Raw genomic sequence first — 15,163 nt, forward strand, 5'->3', positions numbered from 1 at the left:
GTGGTGGTTGAGGTGCCAAGCGCGGCTCCCGACAGTTGGGACGGTCCGGGTGCGATAGTCTGGCGACCATGCGACTAGGTCGAATTGCCAGCCCTGACGGGGTTGCTTTTGTCAGTATCGAAGGCGACGGCGACGCCGCCACAGCACGCGAAATTGCCGAACACCCTTTCGGTACGCCCACGTTCACCGGCCGGAGCTGGCCGTTGGCAGACACCCGACTGCTCGCGCCGATCCTGGCCAGCAAGGTGATTTGTATTGGTAAGAACTACGCGGCTCATGCCGCGGAGATGGGCGGCGAGGCACCGGAGAATCCGGTGATTTTCATTAAGCCGAACACCTCGATCATCGGCCCCCAGGTGCCGATCCTGCGGCCGAAATCGTCGGACCGCGTGGACTTCGAGGGTGAGCTCGCGATCGTGATCGGCCGCCCCTGCCGCGATGTGAAGGCAGCAGGGGCAAAGGATGTGATCCTCGGTTACACGATCGGCAACGACGTCACCGCCCGCGATCAGCAGAAGGCCGATGGGCAGTGGACGCGCGGCAAGGGCCACGACACCTTCTGTCCGCTCGGGCCGTGGATCGAAACGGAACTCGACCCCAGTGATCTCGAGATCCGCACCGAGCTCAACGGTGAGGTCAAGCAGCGCAGCCGCACCAGCCTGATGCTGCACGACGTCGGCGAGATCGTCGAATGGATCAGTGCCGTGATGACGCTGCTACCTGGCGACGTGATTCTCACCGGCACACCGGAAGGCATCGGTCCGATGGTCGCCGGCGACACGGTCAGTGTCACCATCGAAGGCCTCGGCACGCTGACCAACCCGGTCGCCGATCGGGGATAGCAGATGCGTCCGCAGCCGAAAACAGCTCAGGTCAACGGAATCTCGCTCGGCTACGAGGACACCGGATCGGGTCCACTGGTTGTCATGGTGATGGGCAGTGGCAGTCCGGGCCGGGTCTGGAAAGCGCACCAGCAGCCGGCGTTGGTCAAGGCGGGCTATCGCGTCGTCACCTTCGACAATCGCGGCATCGCACCGTCGAGTGAATGCCCCGAGGGGTTCACCATCGCCGACATGGTGGCCGATACGGCCGCTCTGATCGAGTTTCTCGGCGGTGAGCCGGCGGCTGTGATCGGAACCTCGCTCGGCGCGAAGGTGACCCAGGAGTTGGCGTTGGCGCGACCGGACCTGGTCCGGTGCGCCGTCATGATCGCGACGTACGGTCGCAGTGGGCCACTGCAGCAATGGATCTCAGAGGGGGAGAGGGCGCTCTACGACCAGAAGATCACGTTGCCTCCTCGCTTCCACGCGGCGATCACCGCGCACCTCAATCTGTCTCGGCACACCCTCGACAACGACACCGCGGTGCGGGACTGGCTGGATGTGATCGATTTCTCGGGGCAGGCGGTGACACCGGGGATGCGCGCGCAGCTCGGTCTGCATGACGGAGAGAGTGATCGTCTGGCCGCATATGCCGGGATCAGCAGGCCGTCGCTGGTGATCGGTTTCGCCGACGACCGTACGTTGCCACCACATCTGGCTCGTGAGGTCGCCGACGCGATACCCGGTGCGCGATACGAGGAAGTGTCCAAGGCCGGTCACTACGGTTACCTCGAACAGCCGGACGAGGTCAACGCGCTCCTGATCGAATTCTTGGGGCAGCAGACCGCCTGAGGATGCCAGGGGGCAGTGACACTGTTACGCCCGCGTAATCTGGGCGCATGAGTGAATCGCAGGTCCGCGTCCGTTTTTGTCCATCTCCGACCGGCACGCCACATGTCGGGTTGGTGCGTACCGCGTTGTTCAACTACGCCTACGCCCGGCACAACGGTGGTGCGTTCGTGTTCCGGATCGAGGACACCGACGCCGCACGCGACACCGAGGAGTCGTACGCCGCGATCCTCGACGCGCTGCGCTGGCTCGGACTGAACTGGGATGAGGGCCCGGAGGTCGGTGGCCCGCACGAGCCGTACCGCCAGTCGCAACGCAAACCGCTGCATCTCGATGCGGTCGCCAAGCTCCTCGACGCCGGTGAGGCCTATGAGGCGTTCTCGACGGCAGAAGAGGTCGAGGCACGGCACAAGGCGGCCGGCCGTGATCCCAAGCTCGGCTACGACAATTTCGACCGCGACCTCACCGAGGAGCAGCGGCAGGCTTTCCGCGACGAGGGCCGCCCGGCCGTTGTCCGGCTCAAGATGCCCGCTCGCGACATCTCGTGGGACGACCTGGTGCGCGGCACCACCACCATCCCGGCCGGGACGGTGCCGGACTTCGCGCTGACACGCGGCAACGGAGATCCGTTGTACACCTTGGTCAATCCCGTCGACGACGCGTTGATGGAGATCACCCACGTCCTGCGCGGTGAGGATCTGCTGTCGTCGACACCGCGTCAGATCGCGCTCTACGAGGCTCTCATCCGAGTCGGAATCGCAAGCCAGACACCGAAGTTCGGCCATCTCCCGTTCGTGATGGGGGAGGGCAACAAGAAGCTGTCGAAACGCGACCCGCAGTCGAGCCTGTTCCACCACCGCGACCGCGGGTTCATCCCCGAAGGCCTGCTGAACTATCTGGCGCTCCTGGGCTGGGGCATCGCCGACGATCACGACATCTTCACGCTCGACGAGATGATCGCCGCGTTCGACATCTCGAAGGTGAACTCCAACCCCGCCCGTTTCGACCAGAAGAAGGCCGACTCGATCAACGCCGAGCACATTCGCCGGCTCACCCCGGAGGACTTTGCCGGGCGGTTGCGGGACTTCCTCGTCAAGGCGGGCAAGTTGACCGAACCGGTCGACGAAGCCCAGTGGACGGTTGTCGCGGATCTGGTCCAGACCCGCATCCAGGTCCTCGGGGACGCGTGGGGACTCATCGCATTCCTGTACGTGTCGGACGACGATTTTGCGATCGATGAAGCGGCGGCCCGTAAGAACCTCGGAGCCGACGCGGCGCCCGTTTTGGACGCGACCATCGAATCGCTGTCGGCATTGCCTCAGTGGACGACTGAGGCCATCGAAAGCGCCCTCAAGGAAGCTTTGGTGGAGCGGCTCGAGCTCAAACCGCGTAAGGCGTTCGGTCCGGTTCGTGTTGCGGTGACGGGGTCGCACATCAGCCCGCCGCTGTTCGAGTCGTTGGAGCTCCTCGGGGCTCAGCGCAGCCTCGCCCGACTGCGCGCTGCTCGCGCAACGATCGTGTAAAAAATGCCTCTGACCTGGCGATTACAGGTTAGGGCGCAGGGTTTGATAATCTCTTTCTCGTTGCTTTTCCAGCCGCCACAAGCGACTGGGAGAGCAGCGAATGGGGTATGGTGTAATTGGCAACACAGCGGTTTCTGGTACCGCCATTCTAGGTTCGAGTCCTGGTACCCCAGCGACAACAGCGTAATACTGTGTCAGTTCTGGCCCCGTCGTCTAGCGGCCTAGGACGCCGCCCTCTCAAGGCGGTAGCGCGGGTTCGAATCCCGTCGGGGCTACAACAAGATCAACCCTTCTCCTGCCATGCAGGGGGAGGGTTTTTCTCTGTCCGGACCAAGGCGGTCGGCTTCCACACAGCAGCGAAGGCCCCCGCTGGAACTTGATGTCCGGTCAGGGGCCTTCGAGTCTTGTTGGGAGCTATAGGCCAATCGCTGCGAGGGCGGCGGCGAGATACACCCCGAGCAACTGGATTCCACTACCCAAGATTCCGAAAGCAAGTCCGACAAAATCGGCTGAACCCACTGTTGATACTCCTTTGGTGAACCCTCCACCTGGTTTGCGCGGGGGGACCCGCTGTGGCCGGCAAAAGAGGGATTCTCGGAGCTGTGCCGCGGCGGACGCCTGAGTGTGGCATGAATCACAAGCAGCGAATGCTGCTTACGCCTGATTTGAGTTCGGCATCCGCCGATCGCGCCTATCAGATCGAAGGTCGAGCTTCTGGCCCCCGCGACGTAGAACGGCCCCCACATCGAATTGATGTGGAGGCCGCCGCGGGTGTGTCTACTACTTCACGAACTCCGCCGTGGTTCCGGCGAGCGGTACTTCGGGGAGTCTGAGCTTGCGGTGGTCCCAGCTGCGGACGCGGTCGGTCTTGATCCGGATCGCCACCCGTTTGTTCATCATCTGATCGACGTAGGGGCGCATCTCGTCGGTGTACGGGCCGTTGTAGCGTTCCCACACACTGATTCCGCACTTCAGGATCGAGTCGGGGTCGTCGAGGATCTCGGCGGTCCCGTCGATCGATACGCCACGCAACTCGTTGTAGGTGAGGCCGGCCTCGATCATCACGGTGCAGATCGGATTGCGGCGAATATTCACGGCCTTCTGTGATTTCGCCTTTGTCTCGAACCAGATCTCGCCGTCGATGACGCCGTACCACATGGCCACCAGGTGGGGACGGCCCGTGGCGGACACCGTTGCCATCGTTGCAGTGCGGCTGCGGACGATGAACTCGTCGATCTCGTCGTCGCCCATCACGATCTTGCCGCGCTCGTTCGTTCCCATCGGGTGTCCTTTCGCTTTCCTGACGGCTCTACGGACGCCGGTCAGGTCACTGTCGTTCGATGATGTGACTTTCGATACCCCACCCTAGAGTCGTTTGTTGATTGCATCCGCCGCGGCCAGTAAGTCGGCGGCCCAGCGTGATCCCGGACGCCGTCCCATCCGGTCGATCGGGCCGGAGACCGAAATTGCGGCGATCACCTCGCCTGCGTTGTCGCGTACCGGAGCCGAGATGCTGGCCACGCCGGGTTCGCGCTCGCCGATGCTCTGCGCCCATCCCCGGCGGCGGACCTCGAGCAGGGTCCGTTCACTGAAACCGTTCTCACCCAGTAGGAGCCGGGCGGTGGCGGGATCGGCCCAGGCGAGCAGGACCTTGGCCCCGGAGCCGGCGTTCATCGGCAGCCGGGCTCCGACGGGGACGGTGTCGCGAAGTCCGGATGGCGGCTCGATGGCAGCGACACAGATCCGGTCGGCGCCCTCTCTACGGTAGAGCTGCACGCTCTCGCCGGTGATCTCCCGCAGTCTGGGCAGAATCAGCGCGGCTGCCTCGCGCACGGTGTCGGTGGCTCCGGCAGCGAGTTCGCCGAGTGCGGGCCCAGGGCACCACAGTCCGGAAGTATTGCGCGCCAACAGGCGGTGGGTTTCGAGGCCGACAGCGAGCCGGTGCGCGGTCGCACGCGGCAACCCGGTGCGCGTACACAGCTGATTCAGGTTGCACGGCCCTTCGGAGACGGCGTGCAGAACGGCGACGGATTTGTCCAGAACACCGATCCCACTGGCCACTGCCGATGCGGTATCATTTCTCACAAGCCGATACTATGCTCTCGCATACTGAGATGCCAGCCCATCTCGTCAGAAGAAGAAACTTGGTGATCATGATGACCGAACGTCCAATGACCTTGGCCGAAAAGGTTTGGGAAGAACATGTTGTGGTGCGTGGTGAAGGTGAGGGATCCGGACGCAAGCCCGACCTGATCTACATCGATCTGCATCTCGTCCACGAGGTGACGAGCCCGCAGGCATTCGACGGCCTGCGCCTGGCGGATCGTCCGGTGCGACGACCCGACCTGACGATTGCGACCGAAGACCACAACGTGCCGACGATGGATATCGACAAGGTGATCGCCGATCCCATCTCGCGTCTGCAGGTCGACACCCTCCGCAGTAACTGCGAAGAATTCGGAATCCGGTTGCATTCCATGGGTGATGCCAATCAGGGCATCGTCCACATCATCGGACCGGAACTCGGTCTGACGTTGCCGGGCATGACCGTCGTCTGTGGTGACAGTCATACCGCCACGCATGGTGCTTTCGGCTCTATTGCCATGGGCATCGGTACTTCCGAGGTTGAGCATGTGCTGGCGACGCAGACACTTTCGTTGCGTCCGTTCAAGACGATGGCGATCAATGTTGACGGTGAATTGCCGCCCGGCGTCACCGCCAAAGACCTCATCCTGGCGGTCATCGCGCAGATCGGAACCGGCGGCGGCCAGGGCTATGTGCTCGAGTATCGCGGCCCGGCCATCGAGAAGCTCTCGATGGAGGCCCGAATGACCGTGTGCAACATGTCGATTGAGGCCGGTGCTCGCGCCGGACTTATTGCACCCGATGACATAACCTTCGAATACGTCAAGGGTCGTCCGCACACACCGGCCGGCGCCGACTGGGATGCCGCGGTGCAGAACTGGCGTCAGCTCCGCACCGATGACGGCGCGGTCTTCGACGCAGAGGTCCATATCGATGCGACCAAGCTGACCCCGTTTGTCACCTGGGGAACCAACCCGGGGCAGGGGTTGCCTCTGGGTGCTTCGGTGCCCGACCCCGCCAAGATCGCCGACGCAGCGGAGGCCGAGGCAACCGAGAAGGCACTGCGGTACATGGATTTGACGCCCGGCATGCCGCTGCGCGAGATCGAGGTCGACACCGTGTTCGTCGGCTCGTGCACCAACGGGCGTATCGAGGACCTGCGTGCGGTGGCCGAGGTCTTGTCCGGGCATCACGTGGCCGAGGGCATTCGGATGCTGATCGTTCCCGGTTCGGGGCGGGTGCGCCTACAGGCCGAAGCGGAGGGACTTGGCGACATCTTCGAGGAAGCCGGCGCGGAGTGGCGGCAGCCGGGTTGTTCGATGTGCCTGGGAATGAACCCGGATCAGCTTGCACCCGGTGGACGATCCGCATCGACCTCGAACCGCAATTTCGAAGGGCGGCAGGGCAAGGGAGGCCGAACTCACCTCGTGTCCCCAGCTGTGGCTGCTGCCACTGCAATTCGCGGACGCCTCAGTGCCCCGACCGACCTGACCGATTCAGTTCCCGCGGTCTGAGCGCGGACGAGAAGGAGAATTGACGATGGAACCGATCAGCATTCACACCGGAATCGGCGTGCCGCTTCGCCAGGGCAATGTCGACACCGACCAGATCATCCCGGCGGAGTTCCTGAAGCGGGTGACTCGCACCGGATTTGAGGACGGGTTGTTCGCCGGCTGGCGCGCCGACCCGGGCTTCATTCTCAATGTGGAGCCGTACAACCACGGATCTGTCCTGGTGGCCGGTCCTGATTTCGGCACCGGATCGTCCCGAGAGCATGCGGTCTGGGCGTTATCTGACTTCGGTTTTCGGGTCGTGATCTCGTCGCGCTTCGCCGACATCTTCCGCGGCAATGCCGGAAAAGCCGGGTTGGTGGCCGCACAGGTCGACCAGTCGGACGTCGAGTTGATCTGGAAGCGGCTCGAGGAGCAGCCCGGGTTGGAATTGACGGTGAGCCTTGAAGATCAGACGGTCACAGCAGCGGACCTAGTGGTGCCCTTTGCAATTGATGAGTACACCCGGTGGCGTCTGATGGAGGGTCTGGACGACATCGGATTGACATTGCGGCAGGTCGAAGCCATTTCTGAGTATGAAAAGGCAAGGCCCGTATGGAAACCGAAGACCCTGCCGGAGCCCGCTTCGGGGAGCGCAACGAGGGCGCGGCCGTAACCTGTTAGACGGCATACCTTTCGCCACGCCGAGCGAATTTGGCGTGGATCGTGGACGTTTTGCGATTTGACGTTTACCGTGTTCATTTAGATGGCCCAAAGTGGGTCAACAGTTTGCGGAGGTTGAATCCATGAACAAGGCAGAGCTCATCGAAGAACTAACAAAGAAGTTGGGGACCGATCGCCGTACGGCTACTGACGCCGTCGAGCACATCGTCGACACAATCGTGCGGGCGGTGAACAAGGGTGAGAGCGTGACGATCACCGGTTTCGGTGTCTTCGAAAAGCGGCGTCGCGCTGCTCGGGTTGCTCGCAACCCGCGCACCGGCGAAACCGTCAAGGTGAAACCGACTTGGGTGCCGGCATTCCGTCCGGGCGCACAGTTCAAACTTGTTGTGTCCGGCAAGCAGAAGCTGAGCGCATCGGGCCCGGCCGTCAAGCGTGGCAGTGCAACTGTCGCAGCGGCACCGGCCAAGAAGACCGCAGCCAAGAAGGCGGCTCCGGCCAAGAAGGTTGCAGCCAAGAAGGCAGCTCCGGCCAAGAAGGCCGCTCCCGCCAAGAAGGTTGCAGCCAAGAAGGTAGCACCGGCCAAGAAGGCCGCTCCCGCCAAGAAGGTTGCAGCCAAGAAGGCAGCTCCGGCCAAGAAGGCCGCACCTGCCAAGAAGGTTGCAGCCAAGAAGGCAGCTCCGGCCAAGAAGGCCGCACCTGCCAAGAAGGCTCCGGCGAAGAAGGCTCCGGCCAAGAAGCGCTGACGCACACAAACAAAACCCCGGTGGACCTTCCCTCCACCGGGGTTTGTTTTGCGTTCAAGGCATTTCGGTTACCGGCGGCTAACCCATCGGGCTGTCGACGTGGTGCGCGGCAACGAGCTTTCCGTCGTGCAGCGAGAGCACCCAGAAACTTCCCTTGCGGTTTCGTGACGCCGGGAGCTTCAGTTCGTCCTGAGCAGCCCACCATTTGAGTAGCGGGGGGATCACCTTGCCCTGACTGCACACGACGTGAATCCCGGCTGATTGCGCGATCTCTCGAATCCGGCGGCGCCCGGCCTTCGGGTCGTCGGCGTATGACTCTTCTGACAGTGATGGTTCGGCCACGACGTCGACGCCGAGTTCGTCGGCCAGCGGTGCCACCGTCTGCACGCAACGCACGCGATCTGCCGAATGAACGTCTGTGGGGCCGAACAACAGCAGTTGCGACACCAGTGCCTCGGCTTGAGCCTGGCCCACCTTCTCCAGGGGACGGAGCCGATCGTCGCCTTTGTAGCGGGACTTGCGGCCGGCCTTGGCGTGGCGTACCAAAAGCAGGACATCAAGCTTTGCCGGTAGGGCCCGAAAGGACTTCAGGACTTTTCGGTCCAGATGATACGAGATCGCAGACTCTGCCGATTCCACTGAGAGCCAACGTAATTCGTCAACCTCGTCGTTGGGCGTGAACTCGCCTGCGACGAGCTCGGCTGACCAATAGTGAACATGCTTGCGGCCGGGACCACGAAGGTCGTAGCTGACCATCCGCACATGCCTGCCGAGCCGAACGTGGTAGCCCGTCTCCTCGGCGATCTCACGGACCGCTGCACTGAGGAAGGTTTCCCCGGGTTCGACCTTGCCCTTGGGCAGGGTCCAGTCGTCGTAGCGGGGACGGTGGACGATGGCGACCTCGATCTCCCCGGCCGAATTCTCGCGCCAGAGCACGCCACCGGCCGCGTAGACCACCGCGCCGTTGCCGCTTGCCGATTTGCTCACTGGCTCAGGTCGGCCCGACGACGGTTGCGCCGCATCATCTGACGCTGATGATCGCGCACCTCTTCACCCGCAGCGGGTGAGGCCGTCCAGCTTCCGTTCTGCTCGAGTGTCCAGCAACGGGTGGTCGGATCCATCGCGGAGGCGAACACGTCGTCGAGTTCGCGCGTCAGTCGCGGGTCGCGAACCTGAGCCATCACCTCGACCCGTCGATCGAGGTTGCGGTGCATCATGTCTGCGCTGCCGAACCAGAACTCGTTGATCGACTGGAAATGAAAGACCCGCGAATGTTCCAGGAACTGACCGAGGATCGACCGCACCGTGATGTTCTCGCTGAGACCGGGAACCCCCGGCCGGAGAGCACAGATTCCGCGGACCACCACATCGACCGGGACCCCGGCCTGGGATGCCCGATACAGCGCATCGATCACCTGCTCGTCGACGAGCGCATTGGCCTTCAATCGAATTCGGGCATCAGAGTGTCCACTTTGCGCCCGCTCGATCTCTGCGCGGATGCGATCGATTATTCCCGCGCGCACACCGTGCGGTGCGACGAGCAGGTTGCGGTACTCGACCTTTCGCGAGTAACCGGTGAGCGTGTTGAACAGGTCGGTCAGGTCGGCACCGATATCCGGCGCCGCGGTGAACAAACCGATGTCTTCGTAGAGGCGCGCGGTCTTGGGATTGTAGTTACCCGTGCCGATGTGGCAGTAGCGCCGGATGGTCGAGCCCTCACGCCGGACCACCAGACAGGTTTTGCAATGTGTCTTCAGTCCGACGAGCCCGTAGACCACGTGTACGCCGGCCTGCTCGAGCTGCCTGGCCCACTTGATGTTTGCGTGCTCATCGAAGCGTGCCTTGATCTCGACGAGCGCCACCACCTGTTTGCCCGCCGCGGCAGCATCGATGAGGGCGTTGACGATCGGGGAGTCGCCGGAGGTCCGATAGAGGGTCTGTTTGATCGCGAGGACATCGGGGTCGGCGGCTGCCTGTTCGATGAATCGTTGCACGCTGGTGGAGAAGGAGTCGTATGGGTGATGCACCAGCACATCTCCCTCACGCAGCGTGGAGAAGATGCTCTTGGGGGTTTCTCGTTCGCCGAAAGCCGGGTGGGTGGCCGGGACGAAGGGTGGGTCCTTGAGTGCGGGCCGGTCGATCGCGGCGACCTGGAACAGGCTCGACAGGTCGAGCAAACCGGGCACCTCGATCACGTCGGCCGGATCGACATCGAGTTCGCGCAGCAGCAGTTCGAGCATGTGCTCGGTCATGTCGCCGGCGATCTCCAACCGGACCGGTGAACCGAAACGCCGACGGGCGAGTTCACGTTCGAGTGCCTGGAGCAGATCTTCGTCGCGGTCTTCCTCCACCTCGAAGTCGGCATTGCGGGTGATCCGGAAGGCGTGGTGCTCAACGATCTCCATGCCCGGGAACAGATGGTCGAGTTGTGCGGAGATCAGATACTCCAGCGGGAGGAGGATCGATTTTGCCGGTGCGGTATCGGTTTTCGTGTACAGATGCCGGAACTCGGCGGGCATCAGGCGGTCGACTTGGACAAAACGGTCGACGTTGTCAGGGACCTTCACGCGCGCGAAGTGCTCGCCACCCTTGCCGACATCTTTCACCGTCACGGCCAGATTCAGGCTCAGGCCCGAGATGTACGGGAACGGATGAGCCGGGTCGACGGCCAGCGGCGTGAGCACCGGGAAGACGACTTCATGGAAGTACTCGCTCATCCGGCGGCGCTCGTCGTCCGACAGCGCCTCCCAGGTGACGATGTGAATGTTGTTGTCTGCCAGAGCCGGTTGTACCGAGTCGAGGAACACGCGAGCGTGCCTGTCGGCCAAAACCTGGGTGCGCTGGGCGATCAGGGCCAGCTGTTCACGCGGTGACAGGCCGTCGGCGGAGCGGACCGATAGTCCCGTCTCGTGACGGCGTTTGAGCCCGGCCACCCGGACCATGAAGAACTCATCGAGATTGGAAGCGAAGATGGCCAGGAATTTGGCACGCTCGAGCAGCGGCAGTGACGTGTCCTCGGCCAGTGCCAGGACCCGGGCATTGAAGTCGAGCCAACTCAGTTCGCGGTTGAGGTAACGATCTTCGGGAAGATCCGCGGTGCTGGTGGGTAGAGCGGTCGCCGCCGGTGGTGCTGTCGGCATCAAGGGTGGGTTCGACGGCTGGTTCGTCGCGTCTGCTGTGCTCACGTGACCATCATGGCCCATCAGGCCGGGCTGTGGAATCGCGAGTTCGTGATTGTTCACCCAAATGCAGGCGAGAGACGATCGCGGACGTCGCCGGACCCAGACCGAACCGTGCGGCGGTCAACAGATCGTCGATGGTGTCGACGTCGATCCGAAGGTCCGGCCACCGGTCGGAGTCGTCGATGAGATCGATGGCGCCGTGGTCGGAATGGCGCCTCGCGGAGTCGGCCCCGAACCGCAGGAAGTCGGTTGTATGTGGACCTTCGAGGTCGAGAAACAGTGCGGTGGTGCCGGTCCCGGCGTGATCGGGGATGTACGACGACGTCAGCGATGCAGACTCCGCGACGGCCGCGATGAGACTGGCGGGGGTCGCGGCGGGCAGATCGGCCTGCAGCACCAGAATCCGGCTACCGGGCCATCGGGACAGCGCGTGATCGATCCCCATCGCAAACGCCTGGTTGAGGACGTCACCGTTGTCGACAACGGTCTCGGCTCCGAATGCACCGGCGGTGGTTGCCACGGCTTGATCCGGAGACACGACGACGATCCGATCGAGTCCGGTGCCGGCCACCGCGGTGAGGGTGTCCTCGAGCATCGCCAGAACCAGGGCGCGGCGCGCATCGCGGCCGATGGCCGGAGCCAGCCGCGTCTTGGCCCCGCTCAGTTCCTTGACCGCAATGACGACTGCGATCGGCCGCGTTTCCATGGGGTCCATCATGGTCGGCGCCCTCACCGGGGTGAAAAGGTACCCCGCCTTGGCGCCGACCTCTAGGCTTGGAGCGTCGCGGAGAGACCGCACACAGTCGTGGAAACAGAGGGTGGGTGGCGTGATGCGCGCGGTCGTCATGGGCTCGGGTTCATGGGGCACAGCGATGGCCAAGGTCCTGGTGGACGCCGGCACCGAAACGATCCTGTGGTCGCGACGGGCCGAGCTGGCCGATGCGATCAATCAGACGCACACCAATCCCGACTACCTCGACGACGTAGCGCTGCCGGTGGGCCTCCGCGCCAGTGCCGATCTCACCGAGGTGCTCGATGGCGCGGATCTGGTTGTGTGCGCGGTGCCGTCGCAGTCCCTGCGCACGAGTATGCAGACGTGGCTGCCGCACCTGCGTGACACGGCAACGCTGATGTCGCTGGCCAAAGGTGTCGAGACGGGCACCCTGCTGCGGATGAGTGAGGTCATCACCGAGGTGACCGGGGCGACCGCGGATCGGGTTGCGGTGTTGTCGGGACCGAACCTGGCGCGGGAGATCGCGATGGGACAACCGGCGGCCACCGTGGTGGCATGCGCGAACGAGGTTCGCGCTCGAGAGATTCAAAAGGCTTGCAGCACCATGTATTTCCGTCCATACACCAACACCGACGTGGTCGGGTGCGAGATCGGTGGGGCAGTCAAGAACGTCATCGCATTGGCCTGTGGCATGGCATCGGGCGTGGGGCTGGGCGACAACACCCGGGCCTCGATCATCACCCGCGGGCTGGCCGAGACCATTCGACTCGGTGTTGCACTGGGAGCACGCCCCGAGACGTTGGCCGGATTGGCCGGAATCGGTGACCTGGTGGCCACCTGCTCGTCGCCGCTCTCGCGCAATCGCACCTTCGGCAGCCGCCTCGGTGAAGGCAAAACACTTGCCGAGGCGCAGGAAGCGACCCACGGCCAGGTCGCCGAAGGCGTCAAGTCCTGTTCATCGGTACGTGCGCTCGCCCAGAAGCATGACGTCGATATGCCGTTGACCGATGCGGTACACCAGGTGTGTCACGAGGGTCTGACCGTCACCGAAGCCATCTATTCACTGCTGGGCCGGCGCACAAAGCCGGAGTGACTCCGTCACGCTAAACGTGACGCGAGCCCGAGTGTCGGTCGGGGGTTTCAGTTACCCAGATCGATCGGGGCCGTCGGCAGGTATTCGTCGATCAACTGTGAAAACTGTTGGATCGGACCGTTTCCCACGTTCTCGGGGAGCCAGATCGCCACGTAGGGACGGTGATCGACGGCGTACCAGAGGAAGCCCGGGGCGTCGGTGGTCGCCGAGACCAGGAACCACTGCACCGGATCGACCACCTGCAGACCCGAGGTGGGGGAGAGTGACTCGGGTCGATCGACGCCGCATCGCAGCTGAACCGGTCCGGGTACCTGATCTCCAGGCGGCCAGCTGACCATGCCGTCGTCGGACACGGTCTTCTTGCCGAAACCGTCGAAGGTCTCGGGCAGCGCGGCGATGAGTGCTGCACAGTCCGGTGATGACTGCTCGGGTGCCGCCATCGATTTCAGGGGGGTCTCGGCGGAGGTGCTGTCGTCGGTCTTGACGACCGCATAGGTGATGAAGGCCACGATCACCATCACCGGAATCGTGATGATGGTTGCGATGATCGCCGGATGCAGGCGACCGGGACGGCTGGGAGTTGACTCGCTCACACCAGCCTCGGGATGCCTGTCACGACCGGGCACGTCAGCGTTCGGGTGATCCCATCGACCTGCTGAATCTTCGGAACCACCTCTTCGGTGAGGTGGGCCGCGTTGGTCGCGTCGACCCGCACGATGACGTCGTACGGTCCGCTGACCTCCTCGGACGAGGTGACGCCGGCGATATCCGAGATCGCTGCTGCGGCTACCGCAGCCTTACCGACCTCGGTCTGGATCAGTATGTAAGCCTGAACCACGGCGTTCCTTTCGTTCACGACGACGATCAGCGGAGCGGCTGACCCAAATAGACTGGCACATATTGTCACCGACAACGGTGTCGAGTGGCCAATCAAGCAGGCCGACATCCAAACGAAAGGCGCGGTGAGAACGCTGTCCACCGATCCGGTCCCCACGGTCAGTGAGGTCGGCGAGCAAGTGCTGATCGATCTGTTCACCACACCCGACGACGACGCCAGGGGTGATCACATGGTGCTGGTCGGTCCCGGCGACGACGCCGCCGTGCTCGTCGGCGGCGGCCCGGTGGTGGTCAGCACCGACGCGCTGGTCGACGGCAGGCACTTCCGAATGGACTGGAGCAGTCCAGAACAGATCGGGTTCAAGGCCGTGGTCGCGAACGCCGCCGACGTCATCTCGATGGGCGCCCGGGTCACCGGGTTTCTTGCTTCGGTGACCTGTCCGAAAGATATTCCGGTCGCCACGCTGGTGGGTCTGCGCGACGGGATGCGCGAGGCCGCCCGGCGGTACGGGGCGAATGTTGTCGGCGGTGATCTGACGGCCGGCGATCAACTCGTACTCGCGGTGACGGCGATCGGTGCCATGGACACCCGCACCCCGGTCCGGCTGTCGACGGCACAGGTCGGCGATGTGGTGGCTGTCTCGGGACCGCTCGGTTCGTCGGCCGCCGGTATGGAACTGTTGTCGGCCGGGGTCAGCGATTTCACCGGTCTGGTGCGCGCACACTGCGCGCCGGAGCCTCACCTGGAGCTGGGCGTTGCTGCTGCAGAGGCAGGAGTACATTCGATGACCGACATCTCTGATGGGCTGATGCGCGAACTCCATACGATGTCGCGGGCCAGTGGGCTGCGGATCGAGATCGATGTTGCCGCCATCCCGGTGGTGCCTGAATTGCCGGCTGCCGCAGCCAGGCTCGGTGTGGACATGAATGTCTGGACAAGCACCGGTGGCGAAGATCACGAGCTGCTGGCCACGTTCGCTGCCGGGGAGCTTCCGGTCGGGTGGACTGCGATCGGTACGGTGCATGCCGGGCCTGCCCAGCCCCCGGTCACCGTTCACGGCATGGATACGGTTGATCCCGAGGCGGGTTGGCATACGTTCTGACGGGTGCATGTGGGATTCGG

General features: G+C 63.6%; 15 protein-coding genes and 2 tRNA genes. 10 read left to right on the top strand and 7 right to left on the bottom strand.

The window, feature by feature from the left end:
* Positions 1-68: 68 nt before the first annotated feature.
* The 5 genes from AC56PL_RS05215 (at position 69) to AC56PL_RS05235 (ending at position 3,468) form a co-directional block, all read left to right on the top strand.
* Entirely contained in the window at positions 69-842 is a 774-nt protein-coding gene (locus AC56PL_RS05215; protein ID WP_497153178.1) for a fumarylacetoacetate hydrolase family protein, read from the top strand.
* Between the two features lie 3 nt (positions 843-845).
* Positions 846-1,673 (top strand): alpha/beta fold hydrolase, encoded by an 828-nt coding sequence (locus tag AC56PL_RS05220; protein ID WP_497153179.1) that lies wholly within the window; start codon positions 846-848, stop codon positions 1,671-1,673.
* Between the two features lie 47 nt (positions 1,674-1,720).
* Positions 1,721-3,193, top strand: a complete 1,473-nt coding sequence (gene gltX, locus AC56PL_RS05225) for a glutamate--tRNA ligase (RefSeq protein WP_495515316.1) — start codon at positions 1,721-1,723, stop codon at positions 3,191-3,193.
* A gap of 101 nt (positions 3,194-3,294) precedes the next feature.
* A tRNA-Gln gene (locus AC56PL_RS05230) sits at positions 3,295-3,366 on the top strand.
* A 29-nt stretch (positions 3,367-3,395) separates the two neighbouring features.
* Positions 3,396-3,468 (top strand) — tRNA-Glu (locus tag AC56PL_RS05235).
* Positions 3,469-3,973: 505 nt separating this feature from the next.
* On the opposite strand, the gene AC56PL_RS05240 is transcribed toward AC56PL_RS05235, so the two are convergent.
* Positions 3,974-4,474, bottom strand: a complete 501-nt coding sequence (locus tag AC56PL_RS05240; protein ID WP_497153180.1) for a pyridoxamine 5'-phosphate oxidase family protein — start codon at positions 4,472-4,474, stop codon at positions 3,974-3,976.
* 84 nt (positions 4,475-4,558) lie between these two features.
* Complete coding sequence (locus AC56PL_RS05245) at positions 4,559-5,278, bottom strand: IclR family transcriptional regulator (protein WP_482135062.1); 720 nt, start codon at positions 5,276-5,278, stop codon at positions 4,559-4,561.
* Positions 5,279-5,349: 71 nt separating this feature from the next.
* Here AC56PL_RS05245 and leuC point away from each other — a divergent pair, with 71 nt between their 5' ends.
* The 3 genes from leuC to AC56PL_RS05260 all read left to right on the top strand — a co-directional run bounded on the left by leuC (position 5,350) and on the right by AC56PL_RS05260 (position 8,195).
* Complete coding sequence (gene leuC / locus AC56PL_RS05250) at positions 5,350-6,792, top strand: 3-isopropylmalate dehydratase large subunit (protein ID WP_495516050.1); 1,443 nt, start codon at positions 5,350-5,352, stop codon at positions 6,790-6,792.
* 25 nt (positions 6,793-6,817) lie between these two features.
* Positions 6,818-7,444 (top strand): 3-isopropylmalate dehydratase small subunit, encoded by a 627-nt coding sequence (gene leuD, locus AC56PL_RS05255; RefSeq protein WP_495515318.1) that lies wholly within the window; start codon positions 6,818-6,820, stop codon positions 7,442-7,444.
* Between the two features lie 130 nt (positions 7,445-7,574).
* Positions 7,575-8,195, top strand: coding sequence for an HU family DNA-binding protein (locus tag AC56PL_RS05260; protein ID WP_495515319.1), 621 nt, complete (start codon positions 7,575-7,577; stop codon positions 8,193-8,195).
* Between the two features lie 78 nt (positions 8,196-8,273).
* Here AC56PL_RS05260 and AC56PL_RS05265 read toward each other — a convergent pair whose 3' ends face one another.
* Genes AC56PL_RS05265 through cofC form a run of 3 tightly spaced genes read right to left on the bottom strand, consistent with a single transcriptional unit; the run spans position 8,274 to position 12,083 of the window.
* Positions 8,274-9,182: an NUDIX hydrolase gene (locus AC56PL_RS05265; protein ID WP_497153181.1), complete on the bottom strand. Its 909-nt coding sequence runs from the start codon at positions 9,180-9,182 to the stop codon at positions 8,274-8,276.
* Positions 9,179-11,380, bottom strand: a complete 2,202-nt coding sequence (locus tag AC56PL_RS05270) for an RNA degradosome polyphosphate kinase (RefSeq protein WP_495515321.1) — start codon at positions 11,378-11,380, stop codon at positions 9,179-9,181. Before AC56PL_RS05270 ends, AC56PL_RS05265 begins: the two co-directional genes overlap by 4 nt.
* Positions 11,381-11,387: 7 nt before the next feature.
* Positions 11,388-12,083, bottom strand: coding sequence for a 2-phospho-L-lactate guanylyltransferase (gene cofC, locus AC56PL_RS05275; RefSeq protein ID WP_497153182.1), 696 nt, complete (start codon positions 12,081-12,083; stop codon positions 11,388-11,390).
* Between the two features lie 124 nt (positions 12,084-12,207).
* On the opposite strand from cofC, the gene AC56PL_RS05280 reads away from it, so the two are divergent.
* Positions 12,208-13,203, top strand: a complete 996-nt coding sequence (locus AC56PL_RS05280) for an NAD(P)H-dependent glycerol-3-phosphate dehydrogenase (RefSeq protein ID WP_497153567.1) — start codon at positions 12,208-12,210, stop codon at positions 13,201-13,203.
* Positions 13,204-13,250: 47 nt separating this feature from the next.
* Here the strand turns inward: AC56PL_RS05280 and AC56PL_RS05285 are convergent, their stop codons facing one another.
* Both AC56PL_RS05285 and AC56PL_RS05290 read right to left on the bottom strand, forming a co-directional pair.
* On the bottom strand, positions 13,251-13,796 hold the full coding sequence (locus tag AC56PL_RS05285) for a DUF3515 domain-containing protein (protein ID WP_497153183.1): 546 nt from the start codon (positions 13,794-13,796) through the stop codon (positions 13,251-13,253).
* Complete coding sequence (locus tag AC56PL_RS05290) at positions 13,793-14,041, bottom strand: Lrp/AsnC ligand binding domain-containing protein (RefSeq protein ID WP_495515324.1); 249 nt, start codon at positions 14,039-14,041, stop codon at positions 13,793-13,795. Before AC56PL_RS05290 ends, AC56PL_RS05285 begins: the two co-directional genes overlap by 4 nt.
* 124 nt (positions 14,042-14,165) lie before the next feature.
* Here AC56PL_RS05290 and AC56PL_RS05295 point away from each other — a divergent pair, with 124 nt between their 5' ends.
* Positions 14,166-15,143: a thiamine-phosphate kinase gene (locus tag AC56PL_RS05295; protein WP_497153184.1), complete on the top strand. Its 978-nt coding sequence runs from the start codon at positions 14,166-14,168 to the stop codon at positions 15,141-15,143.
* Positions 15,144-15,163: the final 20 nt, after the last annotated feature.

It is taken from the genome of Williamsia sp. Y721, assembly GCF_059683565.1.

Bases quoted from the DNA above. Each gene is read 5' to 3' on its own strand.
- gltX (WP_495515316.1), top strand. From the start codon at position 1,721: ATGAGTGAATCGCAGGTCCGCGTCCGTTTTTGTCCATCTCCGACCGGC.
- AC56PL_RS05280 (WP_497153567.1), top strand. From the start codon at position 12,208: ATGCGCGCGGTCGTCATGGGCTCGGGTTCATGGGGCACAGCGATGGCC.
- AC56PL_RS05215 (WP_497153178.1), top strand. From the start codon at position 69: ATGCGACTAGGTCGAATTGCCAGCCCTGACGGGGTTGCTTTTGTCAGT.
- cofC (WP_497153182.1), bottom strand. From the start codon at position 12,083: ATGGAAACGCGGCCGATCGCAGTCGTCATTGCGGTCAAGGAACTGAGC.
- leuC (WP_495516050.1), top strand. From the start codon at position 5,350: ATGACCGAACGTCCAATGACCTTGGCCGAAAAGGTTTGGGAAGAACAT.
- AC56PL_RS05240 (WP_497153180.1), bottom strand. From the start codon at position 4,474: ATGGGAACGAACGAGCGCGGCAAGATCGTGATGGGCGACGACGAGATC.
- leuD (WP_495515318.1), top strand. From the start codon at position 6,818: ATGGAACCGATCAGCATTCACACCGGAATCGGCGTGCCGCTTCGCCAG.
- AC56PL_RS05220 (WP_497153179.1), top strand. From the start codon at position 846: ATGCGTCCGCAGCCGAAAACAGCTCAGGTCAACGGAATCTCGCTCGGC.
- AC56PL_RS05260 (WP_495515319.1), top strand. From the start codon at position 7,575: ATGAACAAGGCAGAGCTCATCGAAGAACTAACAAAGAAGTTGGGGACC.